The 20,160-nt window shown below is 53.0% G+C and carries 20 protein-coding genes and 1 pseudogene; 5 read left to right on the forward strand and 16 right to left on the reverse strand.

The window, feature by feature from the left end; genetic code table 11:
* Nucleotides 1-55 precede the first annotated feature (55 nt).
* Together REH51_RS03975 and REH51_RS03980 are read right to left on the reverse strand one after the other, a co-directional pair.
* The gene (locus REH51_RS03975) at nucleotides 56-649 is read right to left on the reverse strand and encodes a class I SAM-dependent methyltransferase (RefSeq protein ID WP_009721558.1); all 594 of its coding nucleotides are present in this window, start codon (nucleotides 647-649) and stop codon (nucleotides 56-58) included.
* A gap of 67 nt (nucleotides 650-716) precedes the next feature.
* Nucleotides 717-1,220 carry a MarR family winged helix-turn-helix transcriptional regulator gene (locus tag REH51_RS03980; protein WP_009721557.1) on the reverse strand — a complete coding sequence of 168 codons (504 nt, stop codon included), beginning with the start codon at nucleotides 1,218-1,220 and terminating at the stop codon, nucleotides 717-719.
* Nucleotides 1,221-1,320: 100 nt separating this feature from the next.
* Here REH51_RS03980 and REH51_RS03985 point away from each other — a divergent pair, with 100 nt between their 5' ends.
* Both REH51_RS03985 and REH51_RS03990 read left to right on the forward strand, forming a co-directional pair.
* Nucleotides 1,321-2,286 carry a DMT family transporter gene (locus REH51_RS03985; RefSeq protein ID WP_498936917.1) on the forward strand — a complete coding sequence of 322 codons (966 nt, stop codon included), beginning with the start codon at nucleotides 1,321-1,323 and terminating at the stop codon, nucleotides 2,284-2,286.
* Nucleotides 2,287-2,318: 32 nt separating this feature from the next.
* On the forward strand, nucleotides 2,319-2,585 hold the full coding sequence (locus REH51_RS03990) for an NAD(P)H-binding protein (protein WP_009721555.1): 267 nt from the start codon (nucleotides 2,319-2,321) through the stop codon (nucleotides 2,583-2,585).
* Nucleotides 2,586-2,860: 275 nt separating this feature from the next.
* Here the strand turns inward: REH51_RS03990 and astB are convergent, their stop codons facing one another.
* From astB to fabV, 8 genes are all read right to left on the reverse strand, one after another.
* The gene (astB, locus tag REH51_RS03995) at nucleotides 2,861-4,243 is read right to left on the reverse strand and encodes an N-succinylarginine dihydrolase (RefSeq protein ID WP_009721554.1); all 1,383 of its coding nucleotides are present in this window, start codon (nucleotides 4,241-4,243) and stop codon (nucleotides 2,861-2,863) included.
* Complete coding sequence (gene astD, locus REH51_RS04000) at nucleotides 4,240-5,715, reverse strand: succinylglutamate-semialdehyde dehydrogenase (protein WP_009721553.1); 1,476 nt, start codon at nucleotides 5,713-5,715, stop codon at nucleotides 4,240-4,242. Before astD ends, astB begins: the two co-directional genes overlap by 4 nt.
* Nucleotides 5,716-5,806: 91 nt before the next feature.
* On the reverse strand, nucleotides 5,807-6,838 hold the full coding sequence (astA, locus tag REH51_RS04005) for an arginine N-succinyltransferase (protein ID WP_009721552.1): 1,032 nt from the start codon (nucleotides 6,836-6,838) through the stop codon (nucleotides 5,807-5,809).
* A complete protein-coding gene (locus REH51_RS04010) occupies nucleotides 6,838-7,902 on the reverse strand; it encodes an arginine N-succinyltransferase (RefSeq protein WP_009721551.1) in 1,065 nt (354 codons plus the stop codon). Before REH51_RS04010 ends, astA begins: the two co-directional genes overlap by 1 nt.
* A 35-nt stretch (nucleotides 7,903-7,937) precedes the next feature.
* Entirely contained in the window at nucleotides 7,938-9,152 is a 1,215-nt protein-coding gene (locus REH51_RS04015) for an aspartate aminotransferase family protein (RefSeq protein WP_009721550.1), read from the reverse strand.
* A 100-nt stretch (nucleotides 9,153-9,252) separates the two neighbouring features.
* Nucleotides 9,253-10,227: a GlxA family transcriptional regulator gene (locus tag REH51_RS04020; RefSeq protein WP_186004627.1), complete on the reverse strand. Its 975-nt coding sequence runs from the start codon at nucleotides 10,225-10,227 to the stop codon at nucleotides 9,253-9,255.
* Between the two features lie 179 nt (nucleotides 10,228-10,406).
* Nucleotides 10,407-10,622, reverse strand: coding sequence for a hypothetical protein (locus REH51_RS04025; RefSeq protein ID WP_009721548.1), 216 nt, complete (start codon nucleotides 10,620-10,622; stop codon nucleotides 10,407-10,409).
* Between the two features lie 69 nt (nucleotides 10,623-10,691).
* Nucleotides 10,692-11,897 carry an enoyl-ACP reductase FabV gene (gene fabV / locus REH51_RS04030; RefSeq protein WP_009721547.1) on the reverse strand — a complete coding sequence of 402 codons (1,206 nt, stop codon included), beginning with the start codon at nucleotides 11,895-11,897 and terminating at the stop codon, nucleotides 10,692-10,694.
* A gap of 159 nt (nucleotides 11,898-12,056) precedes the next feature.
* Between fabV and REH51_RS04035 the strand changes: the two genes are divergently transcribed.
* Nucleotides 12,057-12,440, forward strand: a complete 384-nt coding sequence (locus REH51_RS04035) for a DUF7079 family protein (RefSeq protein ID WP_009721546.1) — start codon at nucleotides 12,057-12,059, stop codon at nucleotides 12,438-12,440.
* A 16-nt stretch (nucleotides 12,441-12,456) separates the two neighbouring features.
* On the opposite strand, the gene REH51_RS04040 is transcribed toward REH51_RS04035, so the two are convergent.
* A complete protein-coding gene (locus tag REH51_RS04040; RefSeq protein ID WP_009721545.1) occupies nucleotides 12,457-12,945 on the reverse strand; it encodes a glutathione peroxidase in 489 nt (162 codons plus the stop codon).
* 74 nt (nucleotides 12,946-13,019) lie between these two features.
* Nucleotides 13,020-13,640: a LysE family translocator gene (locus REH51_RS04045; RefSeq protein ID WP_009721544.1), complete on the reverse strand. Its 621-nt coding sequence runs from the start codon at nucleotides 13,638-13,640 to the stop codon at nucleotides 13,020-13,022.
* Nucleotides 13,641-13,827: 187 nt separating this feature from the next.
* Between REH51_RS04045 and REH51_RS04050 the strand changes: the two genes are divergently transcribed.
* Nucleotides 13,828-14,559: a YebC/PmpR family DNA-binding transcriptional regulator gene (locus REH51_RS04050; protein ID WP_009721543.1), complete on the forward strand. Its 732-nt coding sequence runs from the start codon at nucleotides 13,828-13,830 to the stop codon at nucleotides 14,557-14,559.
* Between the two features lie 64 nt (nucleotides 14,560-14,623).
* Here the strand turns inward: REH51_RS04050 and REH51_RS04055 are convergent, their stop codons facing one another.
* Nucleotides 14,624-15,451, reverse strand: a complete 828-nt coding sequence (locus tag REH51_RS04055) for a mechanosensitive ion channel family protein (protein WP_498936919.1) — start codon at nucleotides 15,449-15,451, stop codon at nucleotides 14,624-14,626.
* Nucleotides 15,452-15,459: 8 nt separating this feature from the next.
* Entirely contained in the window at nucleotides 15,460-16,674 is a 1,215-nt protein-coding gene (locus tag REH51_RS04060) for a hypothetical protein (protein WP_498936921.1), read from the reverse strand.
* A 140-nt stretch (nucleotides 16,675-16,814) separates the two neighbouring features.
* On the opposite strand from REH51_RS04060, the gene REH51_RS04065 reads away from it, so the two are divergent.
* Nucleotides 16,815-17,081, forward strand: a complete 267-nt coding sequence (locus tag REH51_RS04065; protein ID WP_009721540.1) for a hypothetical protein — start codon at nucleotides 16,815-16,817, stop codon at nucleotides 17,079-17,081.
* Nucleotides 17,082-17,164: 83 nt separating this feature from the next.
* Here the strand turns inward: REH51_RS04065 and REH51_RS04070 are convergent.
* Nucleotides 17,165-18,172: pseudogene (locus REH51_RS04070) on the reverse strand (zinc-dependent alcohol dehydrogenase family protein).
* A gap of 66 nt (nucleotides 18,173-18,238) precedes the next feature.
* On the reverse strand, nucleotides 18,239-20,137 hold the full coding sequence (locus REH51_RS04075) for an ABC transporter ATP-binding protein (RefSeq protein WP_009721538.1): 1,899 nt from the start codon (nucleotides 20,135-20,137) through the stop codon (nucleotides 18,239-18,241).
* Nucleotides 20,138-20,160 lie beyond the last annotated feature (23 nt).

The following is a 20,160-nucleotide window of genomic DNA, read 5'->3' on the forward strand; positions in this document are numbered from 1 at the left end:
GATCAATTTAGTCGCCAGCGCAGCGGGATATATCCACTAGCCCTGTAAGGAGTAGTCAAATGACTTTCTGAGCAACAACGGTATAAATATGCCAATGCTTGGACTTGCCAAGCAGTGTCGTACCTTCCGTGTTGTGCTCAACAATATCTATTACCTTAAACTGATCCTTAAAAAGCGCTTGGATATCAGAATAGGTGTGTATCGATAAATCTCCTCGCCCCATTTTTGCCCAGGTGTCATTGGGGCCCATAAAATGGCCACAGAATACACCGCCCTTCAATAGTGAACGCGTAAGGTTTTGCCAAGCGCTGGCAAATAGCCCAGGATCACAAAAAAATAGGCTTGAGCATGCATTAATGGGCGCCGTTTTTGGATACACAAACCGCTCAAAGCTGCACACTTGAGAAATTAGAGTTTGATTAATATAGCGCCCTCCAACCTCCTCTAATCGAGCTATCGCCACATCACTTTTATCATAGGCATGCACCGTATAGCCGTGCTCCATCAAGAACAGTGCATCGCGCCCTGCTCCGCAGCCTGCATCAACGGCAACCCTAGGCAAGGTAGTGTCTACAACGCCAAGCGCCCGCTTTAATGGCGGATAAACCGCAGCGCTGAGTGACTTTTCGAGATATGTTTGCTCGCTCATTCCAACACCTCAACACTTTTATAAGTGAGCGCAGCATATATCGATGTGTAAGCGGTTATGGCACATATTACTGTTGCTCCAATCCCGCTAAAAACTGCTTCAGCAGAGCATCTAATTGCGCCAGTTGTTCTTCACTTAAGCCGCTAGTGAGCTGCGCCTGAGCTTCCACATGAGCGGTAACCGCCTCATCAATCAATTCAAAACCACGCTGTGAAAGAGAGATCAAAAAACCGCGCCCATCCTCTGGGTTTTTGACCCGCTCAATCAAACCAGCCTTTTCCAACAGGTTGATACGGTGAGTCATGGTGCCAGAGGTCACCATCGTGGAAGCCATCAACCCCCCTGGCGACAACGCAAATGGGGGGCCTTCTCGACGAAGGGTCGCCAAAACGTCAAAGCTTGCACCATTCAGCCCGTACTTTGTCCAGGTTTTTTCTAGTTCACGGTTTAAGCAGTAGTTCAGTCGCTTAATCCGTCCAAGGGTGGCCATCGGTGCAACATTAAGGTCAGGCCTTTCCTGCCGCCACTGATTAAGAATGCTATCCACATGATCCCTATCCACATGATCCATAGAAGTACTGCGCTCCTAATTATTGCTCAGCTCATTTATCTTGACGTCAAGAAACCCGGCATATATCTTGATATCAAGACATCAATCGAGAGCGTATCTGATGACATTATCAAACACAATTGCAACACACTCACCAAAAAGGGTCTGGCTTGCTCCACTGATTTACCTACTATCAGGTGGAGCACTACTTGGCCTATCGACAAATTTGGCTAAACTTGCCGGGGAAATGCAGCTATCAGCACTCGCATTTCTGTTTTGGTCAATCACAGGGGCTGCGCTTATTTTGCTGGCCATCTCAGCAATACGCGGCCATTTACCGCCTATCAACCTCCGCACCGTCGAGTATTACTCAGTATCCGCACTGCTTGGCGTGGCTGGCTCTAACTTGATCTTTTTCTCCGCTATCCCGCATGTGGGTGCTGGGTTCGTTGCGCTGATCATTACGCTCCCGCCGCTTCTCACCTACGTTGGTGCGCTGTTATTGAAAATAGAAAAGTTTCAATTTATTCGAGCGGCTGGCGTTATGTCTGCGCTGTTGGGGGCTATCCCCTTACCCGCCAATAAGCTTTCAGCGCCTGATGCCGATCACTTATGGATCCTCATTGCCCTGGCTGGGCCAGTGCTATTAGCCATCGGCAACGTTTACCGAACATTACGCTGGCCTGAAGGCGTATCCAGCGATGCGCTAGCCCCCGGCATGCTCATCGCCGCCGTTGTAATCCTGTTAGGAGTAGGGTTTTTACCGGTTTTTTCATTAAATGTTCCAACTCAACACCACTTGCCCATCATGCTGATTGCGCTCCAAGCGCTAGTGTTCGCTGGCCAATTCTTACTACTGTTCCTGCTGCAGAAAAGCGGTGGCCCTGTGTTCCTGAGCTTACTGGGTTCCGTTGGAGCTGTCGTGGGGGTGCCTGTTGCCATCTTCCTCCAGGGAGAAGCCGCCCCTGAGGGCTTACTACTAGGCATCGTATTAATTGGCGCAGGTGTTTTCCTGCTCAACATTGGCAAAGCCAATCCGCTTCCTAGCGCTGACCAAATCAACAACAACCCATCCAAGATTAACTAAGCCTAGATTAACTAAATCAAGGAATAACTATCATGAAAATCGCGATATTGGGTGCCGCAGGCGACGTTGGAACACGCCTTATGAGTGAAGCGTTAGCACGAGGACATCACGTCACTGGCGTAGTAGGAGCTGAAAATCAGCGTAATAAGCTGCCTGCTGAGGCAAGCTACTGTGTCGCCGATATATCCGACCCGCACCAGTTAGCGCAGGTGGTTGAGGGCAAAGATTTACTGATCAGCGCTGTTCGTCCACCAGAGGGGCAAGAAGCGCTGTTGGTGACTAACGGATGTGATATCTAGAGAGCGCCCTCGCAGAACAACGTGTGGCTCGATTACTAACCCCAGGACGCAACGGTGAGACGGTCTTACCAGCCACAGACTTCCTACCGGTGACGGCATTAGAAATTGCCAAGGTTTGCCAAGCACAATATTAACGGTGCCTTGCTGAAACGCGCACAGCGTGGACAAGAACGGAGAGTCTCGTATTTCAATGGAGGATTTTGCGGTGGCGATGCTCGATGAAGCAAAAACGCCAAGGCAGTGCCTTGGCGTTTTTGCGTACTGAGCTAGAGTGGTTAACTCAATTGGAACGGATAGACAGGCCCAACCTTTAGCAATTGCGTTAGCTCGTCCAGCGCGGTGAGCACTTCAGTGGCGAGCTGGGGGTCGGCAAGGTCATCTGCCGCTAGGCGATCACGGTAGTGGCGATTAACCCAGGCGGTCAGGTCATCGTACAGCGCATCATTCATTAACACGCGGCCGGTCAACGCTGCCTGTTCAGCTTCCGATAAAGCAACACGCAAACGCAGGCAGGCGGGGCCACCGCCGTTGCGCATGCTCTGCTTAACATCTTTAACGACCACTTCACCAATAGGGTTATTGCCCGCCAGAATAAAGTCCTGAATCGTGCGCCAGACGGCTTCGCGCTCTTGGCATTCGCTGGGCACTACCAGCGTCATGGTGCCGTCCGGGTTGGAAAGTAGCTGGGAGTTGAACAAGTACGATGCTACCGCATCTTCCATGCTCACCGCGTCTAACGGAACTCGCACCGGAATCAGTGGCGTAGACATTTTGGCGCGCAGCTCATCCAAGGTGCGCGTTTCATCCCAAAAGGCCATTTCGTGATAGAGCAGCACGGGGCCATTACCCACGGCAATCACATCGTTATGGAAGACACCCGCGTCGATGGCATCTGGGTGCTGCTGAGCAAACACCGTTTGTGCATCCGTTAGCCCATGCTGGCGGGCCACCGCTTGACTGGCTTCCAGGGTTTGCCGAGCGGGGAAGCGTTTTGGCTCACGCTCACCGCTACGCACGTCACCAAATGCTTGGCGACCATACACAAACAGGTGAACACCTGGCTCGCCATGTTCACCGCATAGTCGGGTATGATTCGCGGCACCTTCATCAGAAAAGGCAGGCGTTGCAGGCAGTACTGGATGGTGAGCAAAGTGCTGTTCATCGTGGAAAATAGCCTGTAGCACACGACCGGTGGTTTGCGGCTCCAGGTAGCGATGAAAGCTCGACTGTAGGTTCGCTGGTGTGAAATGCACCCGGCGATCAGGCGCGTCAATACTGGGGGTAACGGTGCCTGCGTTGGCCGTCCACATGCTGGAAGCCGAGCAAACCGCCCGCAGCAGCTGAGGGGCCTCTTTTGCAGCTCGGGTGAGCACGTCACTATTACTGCCGCTGAAACCTAAATCTCTTAGTGCGCCTACATCCGGGCGCTGTTGAGGAGGCAGGACGCCCTGGGCGTAGCCCGCGTCCATCAGCGACTTCATCTTGGCAAGCCCCTGTAACGCGCCCTCTTTCGGGTTGGAAACCAACCCACCATGACTCATAGACGCCACGTTGCCGTGGGCCAGACCTGAGTAGTTATGGGTTGGCCCTACCAAACCGTCAAAATTGACTTCTCTGACGTTGCTATTCACTACGTTGCTATTCACCACGTCGCTCATAGGTTGACTCCCGGCGGCAGAGTTTCTGGCATTTCCAAGGTGTCGGCTTCCATAGACGCCACCGGGTAAGCGCAGTAGTCCGCCGCATAGTAAGCGCTTGGGCGATGGTTACCGCTGTCGCCTACGCCGCCAAAGGGGGCGTCGCCAGAGGCACCTGTGGTTTGGCGGTTCCAGTTAACAATCCCTGCACGAATGCGCAGCAGAAAGTCGTCCCAGTCAGCTTTATCGCCACCGATGAGTCCTGCAGACAAGCCATAGCGTGTATCGTTAGCCAGCGCTAACGCTTCATCCCAATCGCTGTAACGATGGATTTTCAGCAACGGGCCGAAATGCTCCTCGTCGGGCACGTCCATTCCCGTTACATCAATCAATGCAGGGCTTAATAGGCTGGTGTTATCTTTAAGGCGTTGCATACGGTTAATCACCGTACCGCCCATGGCCTCCAGCTCGTCTTGCGCCTTGAGCAAACCATCGGCAGCCGCCACGCTGACCAAACCGCCATAGAACGGCGCAGCAGGTGCTTCCTCAAACTGTCCGGCCACATGTAGCTTGGCGATAGCATCAGAAAGTGCGTCGATCAGGCGGTCACCGACCTCTCCATTCGGCACCATCAAACGACGGGCACAGGTACAGCGCTGGCCGCCGGATAAAAACGCCGACTGCAAAATAGTCAGTACGGCAGCACGCTCATCGTCGACATCTTTCACTATTAACGGGTTGTTGCCGCCCAGCTCCAAGGCGAGGATTTTATCCAACTGCCCGGCGAACTGCTGCTGCAGCATGCCACCCACTTTCGCGCTACCAGTAAACAGCAGGCCATCGATACCTGGATGCGCTGCTAAGGCTTGCCCTACAGCGACACCACCCTGTACTAAGTTAATCACCCCAGCAGGCAGCCCCGCTTCCACCCAGCATTGCAGAGTTAAATCGGCAGTAAGCGGCGTTTGGTCGCTGGGTTTAAACACCACGGTATTGCCAGCGAGCAACGCGGGCACCATATGGCCGTTGGGCAGGTGGCCGGGGAAGTTGTAGGGGCCAAATACCACCATGACACCGTGAGGGCGATGACGCAGTACGGCTTTCGCACTACCCACTTCTTTTTCTCGCTCACCCGTGCGCTCATGGTAGGCCTTGATAGATAGCGCCACCTTACCGACCATCGCACCAGCTTCAGTGCGTGCTTCCCAAAGCGGCTTGCCGGTCTCAGAGGCAATCGCTACCGCTAAGTCTTCGCGGCGGGCCGTCAGCACGTCAACAAACCGTTCAACAAGTGCTTGGCGCTCAGCAAACGTTGTGCGCGCCCATTCAGGGAAAGCCACACGCGCGGCATCGATAGCGGCGCCAACCTGTGCGTTTGAAGCCGAAGCACCTTGCCAAAGCAGTGTTCCCGCAACAGGATCGTGCTTTGTGAAGGTGTCGGCATCGCCCGTTACCCAGGCGCCGTTAATCAGTTGCTGCTGTTGGGCGTGCATCGTTATCTCCTTCCCTTATGCGAGCTTGTTATGTGTACTTGTTCTTAAAAGCTATTGTGAAAAACTATCGTAAAACGCTATTTTTGAAGAGCTAGGTTTCCAACAAACGAACGTGGTCACCCGTTGTCACACCCAGGCGGTCCGCTTCTTGCTGGTTAAGCACGATAGTGTTTTCCTGGGTAGGCGCGCGGCCTATCCAACTAGCGGTGAAGTTAAGCATCTCGGTAGTGGCTGCCAGCCAGCGGCTAACGCTCTCGTCTGGTGCGCTTTGTGAAACTTCCACCTGGCAGAGCCGTGAATTACGAATCGCCCGCACGTCGTCAATATAGGCCTCCACCGTGGGGCCACCATCGAAAATATCGACATAGCCTTCCCAGCGTAGTCCTTCTTTCTTGAGCATTTCCAAAGCGGGACGCGTATGGCGGTGCACTTGGCCAATGCAGGCACGCGCCTCTTCCGACATAAACGTGGTGTAGATCGGAAACTTAGGCATCAGCTCGCCGATAAAGCTTTTCTGCCCCAGACCGGTTAACCGATCGGCTTCGTTAAAGTCCATGGGAAAGAAGTGTTTACCCAGACTTTCCCAAAAAGGGCTGGTGTTATGTTCATCAAACACACCACGCATTTCCGCCAATACTTTCTGCGGAAAACGGTCACGAAACTGAGCAATAAACAGCCAACGCGCTTTGGAAAGAAGTGCACCATTACGTAGGTGTTTATTCGCTTCGCCGCGATATTCAGGGCGTAAGAACAGCGAGCACACTTCCGCATCGCCGGTGTGATCGGAGCTTAAAAATAGCGTGTCAATCGTACGGTGCAAGTCTAACTGCACCGAAGAGTGTGCCAATGTGCCTAACCGATAATTATAAAACGGCACTTCGCGACCTACTTGGCCCTCGATGGCACAACAACCGGCCAGTTCTCCATTCTGCTCATCTTCCAGTACAAAGAAGTAGAGTCGATCATCGGCGGGTGTGCGCTCTTCAAAGGCACGGGCGGCAGCTTCAATTTTGCCAGCCAAAAACTCACGGTTATCCGGCAGTGAGGTAAAGCCAACGCCTGCCTGTTGCGCAAGTGCCTGGAGCCCATCCAAATCGTCGCGGGCAATGGGTCGAATGCGCATTACATCTCTCCTTCATCAAGCGCATCTACCGCGCTTGGCAGGGTTAACGGCGCTGCCAGCACCGCGCGCCCCTCTTCAACACCTAACCGTTCAGCGTGCTGCGGTGAAAGCATCAATTGTCCGGTAGGCGAAAGCGCATAACGCGCCACAATACAACGGAAATCGCCTAAGGTTTGGTTGGCAATCATCGCTGGCTCTGCATCGGGCAGTGCGTGCTCAGGACGTACCCTGACCGGATGCCAAGCAGCACGACGGAAGGTTTCCAATCGCTCACGCTCAGCTTTTACAATCGGCCCTGCGTCGAAAATATCGACATGGCGAGAACGCACAAAGCCTTCTGCCAACATTTCTGCTAGCGCGTCTTCATGGGCGGGGTGCTCTCGGCCAATAGCAGCTCGCGCCTGAGGCGTTAGCAGCGGTAGATAAAGCGGAAACTGCGGCATCACTTCAGCAATGAAACTTTTCGAGCGAACGCCAGCCATGTGATTCATTTCTTGGAAGCTGCGCGCAAAAAAGTGACGACCAACGCTTTCCCAAAAAGGCGACTCATTTTTGCTATCCAGATAGCCCGGAAAGGCGACCGCCAGAATGCGTGAAAAACGCTCAGGGTATTGGGCAATAAACATCAGTCGCGCACGGCGTAACAGGCTTTCTGCACTGGTACCTTTGTAGCGCGGGTTAAGCGACAGCGCGCAGAGCAGCGTGGCATCAGAAGCTTCGTGAGAAAGCGCTAAGGTTTGCACTTCTCGACGCACATTCAGCTGTTGGGAAGCATGAATCAGCGTTTCCTGGCGATAGGTGTAGTAGGCTTCCGCTGCCCCTGCCTGGGCACGAATGGTCGCCGTGCCTAGCACTTCCTCACGATCATCATCCGCCAGTACAAACATATAATGTTCGTTACCAGGGAACTCTATTTCACTGTTAAAGGCTTCCTGGGAGCGCACAATGCGCTCCTCAAGCCGATCACGGTTGGCGGGCAGATTGGTGAGCCGCGGCACCGCGTGCTCTGCCAACTGCTCCAGGGCTGGAAGGTCAGCCATTGTTACCGGTCGGATTACCAGCATCCTTAACGCCCCCTCTTGTGTGGCTTCTTGCCTATTCATGCGCTGGCAACTAGCCGCTCAATAGCACGTTCTAGACGCGCCATACCTTCAGCAATATCTTCTTCTGGAATGACTAAAGATGGCGCCATACGCAGCACGTTGGGGCCAGCAATCAGTGCCATCACGCCCTCTTCAATAGCGAGAGGTAGAATGTCTTTAGCGCGACCTTCAAAGGCATCCGACATTTGTGCGCCCATTAGCATTCCCATGCCGCGAATCTCTTTAAACACGCCATGCTTGCGGTTAATGGTTTCTAAATGCTCGCGGAACAGGTCGTGACGATGCTTAACGCCGTTAAGCACCTCGGGGGTGTCAATGAATTCCACGGCCGCTAGAGCAACCGCAGACGCCAGCGCATTACCACCATAGGTAGAGCCGTGAGTACCAATTGCTAGAGATTTCGCAATCGCATCCGTGGTTAAGGTGGCACCTACCGGAAAGCCACCGCCCAGTGATTTGGCACTGGTGAGAATATCGGGGGTGATACCGAAGTTTTTGTAGGCGTAAAGTTCACCGCTGCGGCCAACACCCGTTTGTACTTCGTCAAAAATCAGCAACGCGTTGTGTTCGTCGCACAGATCGCGCAGGCCCTGAAGAAACTCTTGGGTCGCAGGAACGATACCGCCTTCGCCCTGCATCGGCTCAACCATAATGGCGCAGGTGTCATCGCCCACTAGCTTGCGCACGCTTTCCAGGTCATTGAAGTTGGCATGCAGAATGCCGCCAGGCACTGGGCCAAAGCCTTGAGAGTACTTGGGCTGACCACCCACGCTCACAGTGAAGAAAGTGCGGCCATGGAAAGACTGATAAAACGAAATGATTTTATCTTTATGCTCGCCATGGTGGTCTACCGCCCAACGGCGGGCTAGCTTAAGCGCGGCTTCGTTAGCTTCGCCACCGGACGAGCACAAGAACACTTTGTCGGCAAAGGTGCGCTCAGTGAGTGTTTTGGCAAGCGCCAGCGCTGGCTCGTTGGTGAACACATTAGACAAGTGCCAAAGCTTTTCGCCCTGCTCTTTAAGCGCATTCACTAGCACCGGATGACAGTGGCCAAGCGAGTTCACTGCAATACCACCAGCAAAGTCAATATATTCACGCCCCTGCTGATCCCACAAGCGGCTGCCTTCGCCACGCACTGGAATAATCTGTTGTGGCGAGTAGTTTGGCGCCATGTAGTTATCGAAATCCTGACGGCTTGGGGTGTAGCTCATGGGACGATACCTCCGGTGGAGTAAAGGATAGATTCAGTATACGGGGGGCAATAGACGCCGTGCTTTCAGTATTGGGACGGTAAATTATGAAAAGCCGCGCTTATCCAAGCCGTTCTTCCCGCGGTGTAATGCCAAAGTGATTACGATAGGCGGTAGAAAAGTGCGCACCAGAAGAGAATCCGGTCATCAGCGCGATATCACCTACCGGCCGATCACTCTCTCTTAATTGTTTACGCGCATCTTGTAGGCGCAAATCCAGGTAATAGCGGCTAGGTACTGCCTGCAGATACTTTTTGAACAGTCGCTCTAACTGGCGCCGAGAAATACCCAAATGCTCGGCCAGCTCTAGCGTAGAAAGCGGCTCTTCAATATTCGCTTCCATTAACGTAACAGCATCCACCAGACTTTGCGGCGCGTGGCCCAGGCGATTACGCAGCGGTACGTGCTGGCGTTCATCGGCTAAGCGAATGCGGTCGCAGACAAACTGCTCGGAAACCTGCTCGGCAAGGCGCTGGCCGTGATGCTTGCCAATCAGCGTTAGCATCATATCCATTGCAGCAGTGCCGCCGGCACAGGTTAACCGTTCGCGGTCAATTTCAAATAGCTGCTTGGAGAGCGTGACTTGGGGGTAAGCCTGCGCAAACGCATCGAATCGCTGCCAGGGTAGCGTGGCGCGGTAGCCTTCTAATAGCCCACAACGGGCAAGCACTTCAGTGCCTCCCGCAAGGCCACCAATAGCAACGCCTCTGCCCTGATGGCTGCGCAGCCATTCATTTAGCTTGGCGGGCAGCGCATAGGGCAGCGGCGTGGGGGCACACACCAATAGCATATCCAGAGGACCAAGCGGCGCGCCTAACACATGCTGAGCTAGCAAGGAAAGTTGCGCGCCGCTGCGCACAGGCTCATCGGTTAAGCTGAGCGTAACGGTGTGATAAAGCATCTGCCCGCTTAGCTGATTGGCCATTTGTAGCGGCTCGATAGCGCTCGCATGGGCCAACAGCGAAAAACCGGGCAGCAGCACAAAGGCCACCCGCCGACGCTCACTGGCGGATGACATCAACGTACTTGGGGACATAACAAGTTGCTTTGCTGCATAGAAATCGCCGCCAACTTAGGTAAATAGCTAGTCAAAAAGCCATCTTACCCAATTGTGCAAATGAAGGCAGCGCTATGGCTCTTAAAACTAAAATAGGAGGCATAAATACAAAATTGCCGGGCACTAGGCCCGGCAACAGGAGGAGTAATGTGTCTTCGTTAACCGCCGCTATTGCCAAGCCCAAAGATGACAATGCCTGCGACGATAATGCCCATCACGATAATAATTAAAGGGAGCATTTTATGTAGCCCGTTAGGGGACTTTTTCGCTTCCGGCTGCCGTTGTGGCTGAGATGTTTCAAAGTCCTCAGGCAAACGTTCGCTCATTACGTGCTCTATCTCTTCTTCCCGGGTTTTGCTTTCCTTGGTATCCATACAACACCTCTCGCTTTCCGGTTAGATGATCAAAAACGCGGCGATTAACACTCCTCGTCGCGCTTAGCGCTATAGTGTAACGACATCAAAGTGAACATCAGGGTTCACATCTGCGTCGTAATCTACGTCATCACGCTCGAAGCCAAACAGCTTCAAGAATTCATGCTTATAACCAGCATAGTCGGTAATTTCGAATAGGTTCTCTGTTGTGACGGCTGGCCATAGGTCTTGGCAGGCTTTTTGTACGTCGTCACGCAGCTCCCAGTCATCAAGACGTAGGCGTCCTTTTTCATCGGTGACCATATCGTCATGTTGACCAGAGTAAAGACGCTCACCAAACAGGCGATTTAATTGGTCAATAGTGCCTTCGTGTAGTCCCTGCTCTTTCATGATGCGGTAGACCATGGCGATATACAGCGGCATAACAGGAATCGCGGCACTAGCCTGGGTAACGACCGATTTGAGTACGGCAACATTGGCACCGCCCCCCGTCTCTTTAAGTTTGGCATCAATAGCGGTAGCCGCGCGATCAAGATCTTCTTTGGCTTTACCCAGCGCACCGTGCCAGTAAATCGGCCAGGTGATTTCAGTACCGATATAGCTGAACGCAACGCTACGCGCGCCTTTCGCCAGCACACCCGCTTCGTCCAGGGCGCTCATCCATAGCTCCCAGTCCTCACCGCCCATCACCGTGATGGTATCGTCGATCTCTTGCTGGGTGGCAGGCTCTACTTCTGCTTCGATGATGGCGTCTTTATTCGTATCAATGGCGGTAGCGCGGTAGGTTTCGCCAATCGGCTTCAAACTCGAGCGCTTTACTTCCCCAGTATCTGGCAACTTACGCACTGGCGAAGCCAGGGAGTACACCACCAGATCAATTTCACCCATGTCCTGCTTGATCAACTCAATGGCTTTTTCCCGCGCTTCGTTAGAGAACGCATCACCGTTGATCGATTTGCTATACAGGCCCTCTTGCTTGGCAAATTTGTCAAACGCGGCACTGTTATACCAACCAGCAGTGCCGGTTTTTTTCTCACTGCTGGGCTTTTCAAAGAAGACGCCTAGGGTATCAGCGCCATAACCAAAGGCAGCCGTAATACGGGCTGCCAAGCCGTAGCCACTGGAAGCACCAATCACCAGCACCTTTTTAGGGCCTTGGCTTTTATCTAAGCCACGCGCGCGGGTCGCTTCAATCTGTTCCAGAACGTTTTGCTCGCAGCCTTTAGGGTGAGTGGTGGTGCAGATAAAGCCACGCACTTTTGGTTTAATGATCACATTGGACCCCTTTATCAGATTGATGTCGCTATCAGCATGGCGGTGCCATTACCGTGTGGGGTGTATTCTAGCGGTCTAGACGCGCTCTGTCCGCTCTTGAGCTTCTTCGCCATTCACGGCAGGATAGCGACCTGACCATTCCTTGCCGACGAGACCCGGATGAACGCACAGCAGCTAGTCGATGAACGCGGCGACCTATGGCTTGCTCTCGCACCGCTGTGGCTGGACCGTGAGCCAAGCGAGCGTGACTATGCCCATATGGTTGAGATAATCGTACAGCATGACATGTCGCTGAAGGAGCTGGAGTGGATGTTCCGCTTGGAGCTTGCTCCAGTGATGGTGAGACACCAGCTGTCAATTGCCAGTGAATGGCGAAAGTTCGATGACTACAAATTGATGAAGCAGTTGGTAAGCCATAACCTGCGCCTGAAAGGCTGGCGGCGTAAAAGTTGGGCGCTGTTTTCAGGTTTAACCACAATGATGGTCCGTCATCGCTGGGTGGAATTAATGCAACGACTGATGGTTACCCGCGGAGAGCTTTAACCGAGTGCCTGATTCTTTACCCTTCTTTATCAAGGGCGGCTTCCAGCGCAAGCCGCAGTGACAAGCCATGGTCATTGGGGGCAAACCGTGCGATCACCCTGCCATCGCGCCCCACCAGAAACTTAGTAAAATTCCACTTGATCACCTTGGTGCCTAATACGCCCGGTGCTTCCTGTTTCAGCACTACAAACAGCGGATGGGCGTTTGGACCATTCACGGAGACTTTTTCCATCAGCGGAAAGCTGACACCAAACTGTTGCTCGCCGAAGACACAGAAGGCCTCTGCGCTCTCCGGCGACTGTTTACCAAACTGGTTACAGGGGAAACCAAGTACCGTAAACCCACGATCTCGATAACGCTGGTATAAACTCTCCAGCTCTTTTAACTGCGGGGTAAAGCCGCACTTACTAGCCACATTAACGACCAGCAATACCTGCCCGCGCAGCGCCCGTAAGTTAAACGGCTTGCCTTGATGGGTGTAACAATCCTGCTCATAAATCATCATCGCAAGGCCCCCTAAATGACTCCACCAGCATAGGCTTTACCATGCCACGGGACCAGCAGTTACACCAGTGTGGCTTAAAAACTAATGGGGCCTGCGACAACGCGTAGCGCCAGCGCGATCAGCAGCACGCCAGTGATTCGATTGATCCAGTGGGCATGGCGCTGAAGCCAAGGCAATACGCGAGAATGCGAAAGCCCTACTGCCACTAAAACGTACCACCCTCCATCAATGATAATCGCCGTCGCGACGATAATGGCCTTGGCAAGTAAACTCATCTCGGGCGTTACAAACTGACTTAACAGTGCCACAAAAAAGATAATCAGCTTGGGATTACCCAGCGCCACCAACACTGCTTCTTTGGCGGCTTGGCGTGGCGTCGTCACTGCCGCATCGGGGGATAGCGCACCACCTCTGCCTGCTCGTAGCGCCTTTATTCCAAGCCACGCCAAATAGGCCGCACCACACCATGTCACTAGTTGAAATAACTCTGGGTGGCGCACGATAAGCGCACCCAAGCCCCATACGGTGAGCAACGCATAAAACCCGACGCCCAGTGCATGAAAAATCGCAGCTGTCATGCCGGGCAAGCGTCCACCTCCTAACGTATGACGCAGTACGAGTGCAAGGCTTGGCCCTGGCGACATCGCCCCCATGGCACAAATAGCAGCCAACGATAGCCAAAGTGACAGCGGCATTTTTCTCTCCTTGAAATCAGCATTATAGGCTGGCTGAGTATACGCCAACGACGCGGGTGCTTAGCGAATAAATCCGTCCACTTAAATAACACTGTTAGCATGGTACGCTGTTGGGTAAAATTTTCCCCTTTTTGAAAACGATGACGCCTGCCCTGCAGGCGGTTCATGGCTAATAAAGGACTTCAATATGGGTAGGGCGTTTCAAAACCGTAAGGAATCCATGGCCAAAACGGCCGCTGCGAAAACCAAGGTTTACAGTAAGTATGGACGTGAAATTTACGTCTGCGCTAAAGCAGGCGGCACGGACCCAAACGGAAACCTTGCGCTACGCGGTTTGATGGAACGGGCTAAGAAAGATCAGGTACCGTCTCACGTTATCGATAAAGCCTTGGATAAAGCGAGCGGCGCAGGCGGCGAAGACTTTTCACCAGCGCGCTATGAAGGCTTTGGTCCGGGTAACGTTATGGTGATCGTCGATTGTTTAACCGACAATCCCAATCGTACCTTTGGTGATGTGCGCGGCTGTTTTACAAAAACGAAAAGCAAAATCGGCACTCCCGGCAGCGTTAGTCACATGTTTGATCACTGTGCAATTTTTTCGTTTGCGGGTAGTGATGAAGAAGCCGTGCTTGAAGCACTCATGGAAGCCGATGTCGACGTCACTGACATTGAGCAGGAAGAGGAACGTATCACGGTTTTTGCTCCGCATACCGATTATGCTAAAGCCAAACAAGCGCTGATGGATGCTTTCGGTGAGGTCGATTTCGAAGTTGACGAAATCCAGTTCCTACCACAAACCCCCACTCCCATCGAAGGCGATGATGTGGTGATGTTTGAGAAACTACTGGGCATGCTTGAAGAGCTGGATGATGTTCAGAATGTTTTCCACAGTGCAGAGCTACCAGAAGAAACTGCTTAAACCGTCTCTCGGTTAAACCTCCTGTGGTTGTCGGCATCTATGTCGGCGACCTCAGGCTCTGTCATTAGTTGGCGGAGCCCTGTGAATCCAAGGCCGCATCAGGTGGCAGTAACGCCGGGGTAACGCCCGCCGCACTGAGCACCTGTTTACCACGCACGGTCAAATCAGTGATAAACAAAAATTGCTGTCGGGGATCTACTGGATAAGCGCGAATACGGTAATGCGTGCCCCAGGGTTTCTCCTCCGCCACAACAATAATCGGCTTATCAAATTTAAGGTAAGCACTCGTTAACGCGACGTCTCGTAGCGCTTTACGCCCCCAGCCAGCTTCGTGTTCCGGGTGAAGGTAAAAACTTGCCACGCATTGGAGGCTAGTTCCGCCATTGTTAGCATTATAAATGGCTGAATCCCAAAGTTTAAGATGAGGCACCGCTACCAGGTCATCGTCGGGCGTTAGAATTTCTACTGTGCGCATTCCAACGTGCTTAACTTCGCCATAAGTACCCTCAATGTTGACCCAATCCCCGGGGCGATAGGGCAGCTCAACGGCAGATACTACCCCGGCAATCAAGCTACTCACGTAATCTTTTAGGGCGAAGCCAATAGCTAAGCCAATGGCACCCAGCAGCGTTACCATGTTGCGCAATGAAGGCTCAATGACGATAGGTACAGCAACAGCCAGTGCAGTAATTAAAATCAATAACCGGGTTAGTGGCACCAGCGCAAACACTCTAAACCGCACTTGTCCATGTAAGCGATTGGCTAACCAGCTCAATCCTCGTTGGCTGACAATAATCAATAGCACTGTACTGACCAGAATGACTCCTAAGGTAATCAGCGCTTGACTATCAAACTCATTAAACAGCCTGGCGTACTGCTCTTGATCGTCCATATAAGCTCCTAAAGCGGGTCAACTAGGTAGTTACGCGATTCCAGCAGTTGTCGCACACTCGCGTAGCTTAATGGGTCGACTTGCCAGCGCCCTTGATGGCAGTTGAGAATCCCCTGGCGAGCAAGTGCTAGCCGTGCGTTTAGCGCCTCATGATTTGAAAATGGCAGCACATACCCTAACGCTTGATCCTCTAGCCCCCCATGAATGAGCAGCGTATGCAGCAACAGCGTCGCCACATCCCCTGTATCCGACGCTAGTTCCGCTTCCGCCAGCGCGTCCAATAGCCATAGCTCTTTTGACGGCTCTTCTTTCGACGGCTCTTTTGGCTGCCCTTGAGACGGCCCTTGTGAACGGCCACTATCCTCATTTTCAGCCGGTTCGCGCAGTCGCTCTCGCCAGTAGTGCCAAGCAATACCTAAATGCCCTCGACAGTGGGCCGCTAGACGTTGCAACTCTTTATAAGAACGCTCACCACTAGCGTTATCGTCATTCACGTCAGCAAGAATTGGCTGGGCCGTTCGGGAGCTATACACCGTAGGACAGACGCTACTATCCGCCAACTGAGCAAAATAGCGGGCAAGCTGCTCGCCCTCTAACGCTTGCAAGGTAACCACGGTGACGCCTTCCAAGCCCACCGCATGCTGAAGATAAGCATACGTCCAGCTATCACAACCAATCACGCCTTGCCCTAACCGGCCACTTAAAGCCCGCTCCAACAGTTCACGTACGCCCTGTAGGCCTCCAGTGTGACGTAAAAAATGCCGCTCCAAGGCCGGGATTGCCCACAGACGCTGATAGCCACAGCGCTCTACCCATTCTAGGCAACCGTCCGTAAGCTCTTTAAAGGTTGGTACAGATATGCAGTTGACGCCCTGCTGCTGAGCCCAGTGGCTAACCACTGCCCCGTGGCCACCATGAGGTGGCGAGATAAACAACACGACCGGTGCATCAGCATGCTCTTCCGTTACTTGGCCGAGGGCGTTAGCCGCCAGTGACCAATCAATGGCAGGCACCCAATGCGAAAGCGCAACTTCAGGCAGCTTACGCAGCTCACTCTCTTCCTTGGCTTGGCGTTCAGAGGCTTCTTTACCAACCACCCACGTAGTCGCTGCTCGCCAGCTACGCCGCCACTGACTGGCTTGGGTCTGCTCTGGTGTTTGAAACGACTCAAGTGCCACAACTTCCCATGGGGAAAAAGCAGACTTCGTTGAGTGCTGCGCCATAATGCCGCCTCGAACATAAATAAGTGGATTAAGGCTAGCATGCCTCATATTGTCATTGAGGGGTTAGCCGAACTTATCGTCTAAAATAAAGTCGTTATACAGTAGCTAACTAATATGAGAGCAAAGCGCAGGAGGCGATAATGAGCGTAGTTAACGTCACAATGGCAGAACTGCATGAGAAGCTTTCAAAGTGCATTGCAGGCGAACGGGTGCTTATCGATCACGAGGGAAATCGATTTAGCGCACGTATTCAACACGTAGGCTTAATGGGGTTAAAGGTCATCCCTGAAACGCAGATTAAAAATAGCACGGGTGACCCAGGCGATATAGACGGCGTAACCGTTCCTTATGATGATATTTGGGAACTTGAAGTGAAAGGCGTCGTGTATAGCCGCTTGGAAACGTAATTTTTTGCACACCCACTACTCAGTGGGCGTGCAAGCACATCATTCCAAAACCAAAAACGTTAACTAAAATAAACGCTTCCTAGCTAGAAAGTCAGACAAATCTTGCCGAAGTGTTTGCCTGACTCCTGATGACGGAAGGCATCGGCAATGTCGCTCAGTGCAAACTCACGGTCAATAATCGGCTTCAAATTAGACGCTTCGATAGCACGAATCATCTCGATTTGATGACGACGACTACCCACAATAAGACCTTGCAGCTTAGCTTGCTTAGCCATCAGCTTAGCCGTTGGTATCTCGCCTTCTCGACCGGTCAGCACACCAATCAGCGCGATATGCCCCCCAATTTTCACCGCATCAATCGATTGCGGCAGCGTACCAGGGCCGCCCACTTCAACAACATGGTCCACGCCTTCACCATTGGTTAACGCCTTAACAGCCTTGCCCCAGTCCGGCGTTTCTTGATAATTAATGGTGTGCTCAGCGCCCAGCTCGCGCAGGCGGGTCAGCTTTTCATTGGAAGACGACGTAGCAATTACCCGTGCGCCCATCATCTTGGCAAACTGTAGCGCAAAAATGGAAACGCCCCCAGTGCCTAACACCAGCACGGTATCTCCCGCTTTTATCCCACCATCAACCACTAATGCCCGCCAGGCGGTCAAGCCTGCGGTTGTTAGCGTCGCGGCTTCCGCATGGCGTTAGCCTTTAGGCTGATGGGTGAACGAGGTAGCGGGCGCAACCACTTGCTCGCGAGCATAGCCGTCAATGCCATCCCCCGGCGTGGTAGTGAAGTCGCCTACTCGCGCCTCCCCCTCTAGCCAATCAGGAAAAAACGTCGATACGACTGCATCACCGACAGCAAACTCGCTAACACCTTCCCCAACCGCTTCTACGACACCGGCACCGTCCGACATTGGAATACGGCCATCTGCAGTGGGTATCATCCCCGCTACCACGGCGTAGTCATGAAAGTTAAGCGAACTGGCATGCAGGCGTACTTTAATTTCACCGGGGCCGGGCTCACTTGGCACTGTTAGTTCAACCACGTCCAGTTTATCTATACCGCCGGGCTCTCGAAGCTGAATGGCTTGCATCGCTACCTCCTATTAAACGCATGTCGTTAAAAACGCCTGATACTAAAAACATAGTAAACGACTGGTCTAATAGGAAGTGGGGGCGTTATTTTCAAGATCAAGGTCATGCCCCAAAAAGCCCCCAGACTGGCGCTGCCACAGGCTGGCGTAAATGCCGTTATGTGCCAGCAACTGCTGGTGCGTGCCACTCTCCACCATGCGACCTTCATCGACCACAATTAACCGGTCGAGCATCGCAATGGTAGAAAGCCGATGGGCAATGGCGATCACCGTTTTGCCTTCCATCAGCGAATCGAGTTGTTCCTGAATAGCGGCTTCCACTTCGGAATCCAGCGCCGATGTCGCTTCATCCAGCACTAAAATCGGCGCGTTTTTTAGCAGTACGCGGGCAATGGCAATACGCTGACGCTGGCCACCGGAAAGCTTTACGCCACGTTCGCCCACATGGGCGTCTAAGCCGCGACGCCCTTTGGGGTCGACCAACTCGTTGATAAACGTATCTGCGTGGGCGCGGCACACCGCCTGCCACACATCGTCATCGCTGGCATGGGGGCTACCGTAACGAATATTGTCCCGCAGCGAACGGTGCAGCAGCGAGGTATCCTGGGTGACCATGCCAATCTGATGACGCAATGAAGTCTGGGTAACGTCAGCAATATTCTGTCCATCAATCAGGATACGCCCGCCCTGTAAGTCATAAAAGCGCAGCAACAGGTTTGCTAAGGTGGATTTACCCGCCCCAGAACGGCCAATTAGGCCAATTTTCTCGCCGGGTTTAATCGTCAGGCTCAGCCCGTCAAAGACATTTTTACTTTCACCCTTGGCCTGGGCGTACTGAAAGCGCAGCGCATCAAATACAATTTCGCCATTGGGCACCGCAAGCGCTTTGGCATTCGGCGCATCTTTGATCGTGGGCTCCTGGGCGATGGTATTCATGCCATCCTGCACCGTTCCGATGTTTTCAAACAGCCCGGCCACTTCCCATAAGATCCAATCCGACATAAAGCGGATACGCATTACCAGGGCAATCGCAATCGCTAAAATACCCAGGGAAATAGCGTCAAAATACCAGGCACTAATCGCCATGCCTGCCGTTCCCACTAGCAGCAGCGTATTGAGCAGGGTCAGGCAAACACTCATGATGGTGACTAGCCGCATTTGACGATGCACAGTGCCCATAAAGCCTTGCATGGCATCCTTGGCGTAGCTTTGTTCGCGTTCGGTGTCAGCGAACAGTTTGATCGTTTGAATATTGCTGTAGCTATCGACCACGCGTCCCGTCATTTGGGCACGGGCGTCGGCCTGAGCCATCGAGACGTCACGCAGGCGCGGCACAAAAAAGCGCATAATGCTTAAATAACCGATCAACCAAAGCCCCAACGGCAATAACAACCACGGGTCTGCACGGCCTAACAAAATTGCCGCCCCAGTGAAGTACACAATGGCGTAAACCATTAGATCCATCACTTTGGTGACGGTTTCACGGATAGCTAGCGCCGTTTGCATTACTTTTTGCGACACCCGCCCCGCAAACTCATCCTGATAAAAGGCTAAGCTCTGGCTAAGCATATGGCGGTGAGAAAGCCAACGGCCAATCATCGGGTAGTTACCGAAGATACTTTGGTGGGTCACCAGTGATTGTACGAGCACCAGTAGCGGCAAGCCGATAATCACCAACAAACCAACACCCGCCAGCCAGAAGCCGTGGTTCGACCAGAAATCCACTCGCTCTACATTACCCAACCAATCAACCAGGTCTCCCATGTAACTAAAAAACACTACCTCCGCCGCGGAAACCAAGGCAGTCGCTACCGACATCAGCAACAGCCACGGCCATACTGGGCGCGAAAAATGCCAGATAAATGGCAGCAGACCTTTCGGTGGCGTGGCAACCTCTCCCTCTGGATAGGGGTTCACCCGCGTTTCAAAGTAACGGAATAGTGGCGCTAGCAGACGTGACAACATGGAAGATCCTTTCGTTACCTTGG

Source organism: Halomonas bluephagenesis (genome assembly GCF_054790765.1).

What these genes read in the sequence shown, in the direction of transcription:
- REH51_RS04020 (WP_186004627.1), bottom strand. Translation starts at nt 10,227, where the DNA reads ATGTCCCCAAGTACGTTGATGTCATCCGCCAGTGAGCGTCGGCGGGTG.
- REH51_RS04060 (WP_498936921.1), bottom strand. Translation starts at nt 16,674, where the DNA reads ATGGCGCAGCACTCAACGAAGTCTGCTTTTTCCCCATGGGAAGTTGTG.
- REH51_RS04040 (WP_009721545.1), bottom strand. Translation starts at nt 12,945, where the DNA reads ATGATGATTTATGAGCAGGATTGTTACACCCATCAAGGCAAGCCGTTT.
- astB (WP_009721554.1), bottom strand. Translation starts at nt 4,243, where the DNA reads ATGAGCGACGTGGTGAATAGCAACGTAGTGAATAGCAACGTCAGAGAA.
- REH51_RS03980 (WP_009721557.1), bottom strand. Translation starts at nt 1,220, where the DNA reads ATGGATCATGTGGATAGGGATCATGTGGATAGCATTCTTAATCAGTGG.
- REH51_RS04050 (WP_009721543.1), top strand. Translation starts at nt 13,828, where the DNA reads ATGGGTAGGGCGTTTCAAAACCGTAAGGAATCCATGGCCAAAACGGCC.
- REH51_RS03985 (WP_498936917.1), top strand. Translation starts at nt 1,321, where the DNA reads ATGACATTATCAAACACAATTGCAACACACTCACCAAAAAGGGTCTGG.
- REH51_RS04075 (WP_009721538.1), bottom strand. Translation starts at nt 20,137, where the DNA reads ATGTTGTCACGTCTGCTAGCGCCACTATTCCGTTACTTTGAAACGCGG.
- REH51_RS03990 (WP_009721555.1), top strand. Translation starts at nt 2,319, where the DNA reads ATGAAAATCGCGATATTGGGTGCCGCAGGCGACGTTGGAACACGCCTT.
- REH51_RS04025 (WP_009721548.1), bottom strand. Translation starts at nt 10,622, where the DNA reads ATGGATACCAAGGAAAGCAAAACCCGGGAAGAAGAGATAGAGCACGTA.
- astA (WP_009721552.1), bottom strand. Translation starts at nt 6,838, where the DNA reads ATGCGCATTCGACCCATTGCCCGCGACGATTTGGATGGGCTCCAGGCA.
- astD (WP_009721553.1), bottom strand. Translation starts at nt 5,715, where the DNA reads ATGCACGCCCAACAGCAGCAACTGATTAACGGCGCCTGGGTAACGGGC.
- REH51_RS04035 (WP_009721546.1), top strand. Translation starts at nt 12,057, where the DNA reads ATGAACGCACAGCAGCTAGTCGATGAACGCGGCGACCTATGGCTTGCT.
- REH51_RS03975 (WP_009721558.1), bottom strand. Translation starts at nt 649, where the DNA reads ATGAGCGAGCAAACATATCTCGAAAAGTCACTCAGCGCTGCGGTTTAT.
- REH51_RS04045 (WP_009721544.1), bottom strand. Translation starts at nt 13,640, where the DNA reads ATGCCGCTGTCACTTTGGCTATCGTTGGCTGCTATTTGTGCCATGGGG.
- REH51_RS04010 (WP_009721551.1), bottom strand. Translation starts at nt 7,902, where the DNA reads ATGCTGGTAATCCGACCGGTAACAATGGCTGACCTTCCAGCCCTGGAG.
- REH51_RS04015 (WP_009721550.1), bottom strand. Translation starts at nt 9,152, where the DNA reads ATGAGCTACACCCCAAGCCGTCAGGATTTCGATAACTACATGGCGCCA.
- REH51_RS04055 (WP_498936919.1), bottom strand. Translation starts at nt 15,451, where the DNA reads ATGGACGATCAAGAGCAGTACGCCAGGCTGTTTAATGAGTTTGATAGT.
- REH51_RS04065 (WP_009721540.1), top strand. Translation starts at nt 16,815, where the DNA reads ATGAGCGTAGTTAACGTCACAATGGCAGAACTGCATGAGAAGCTTTCA.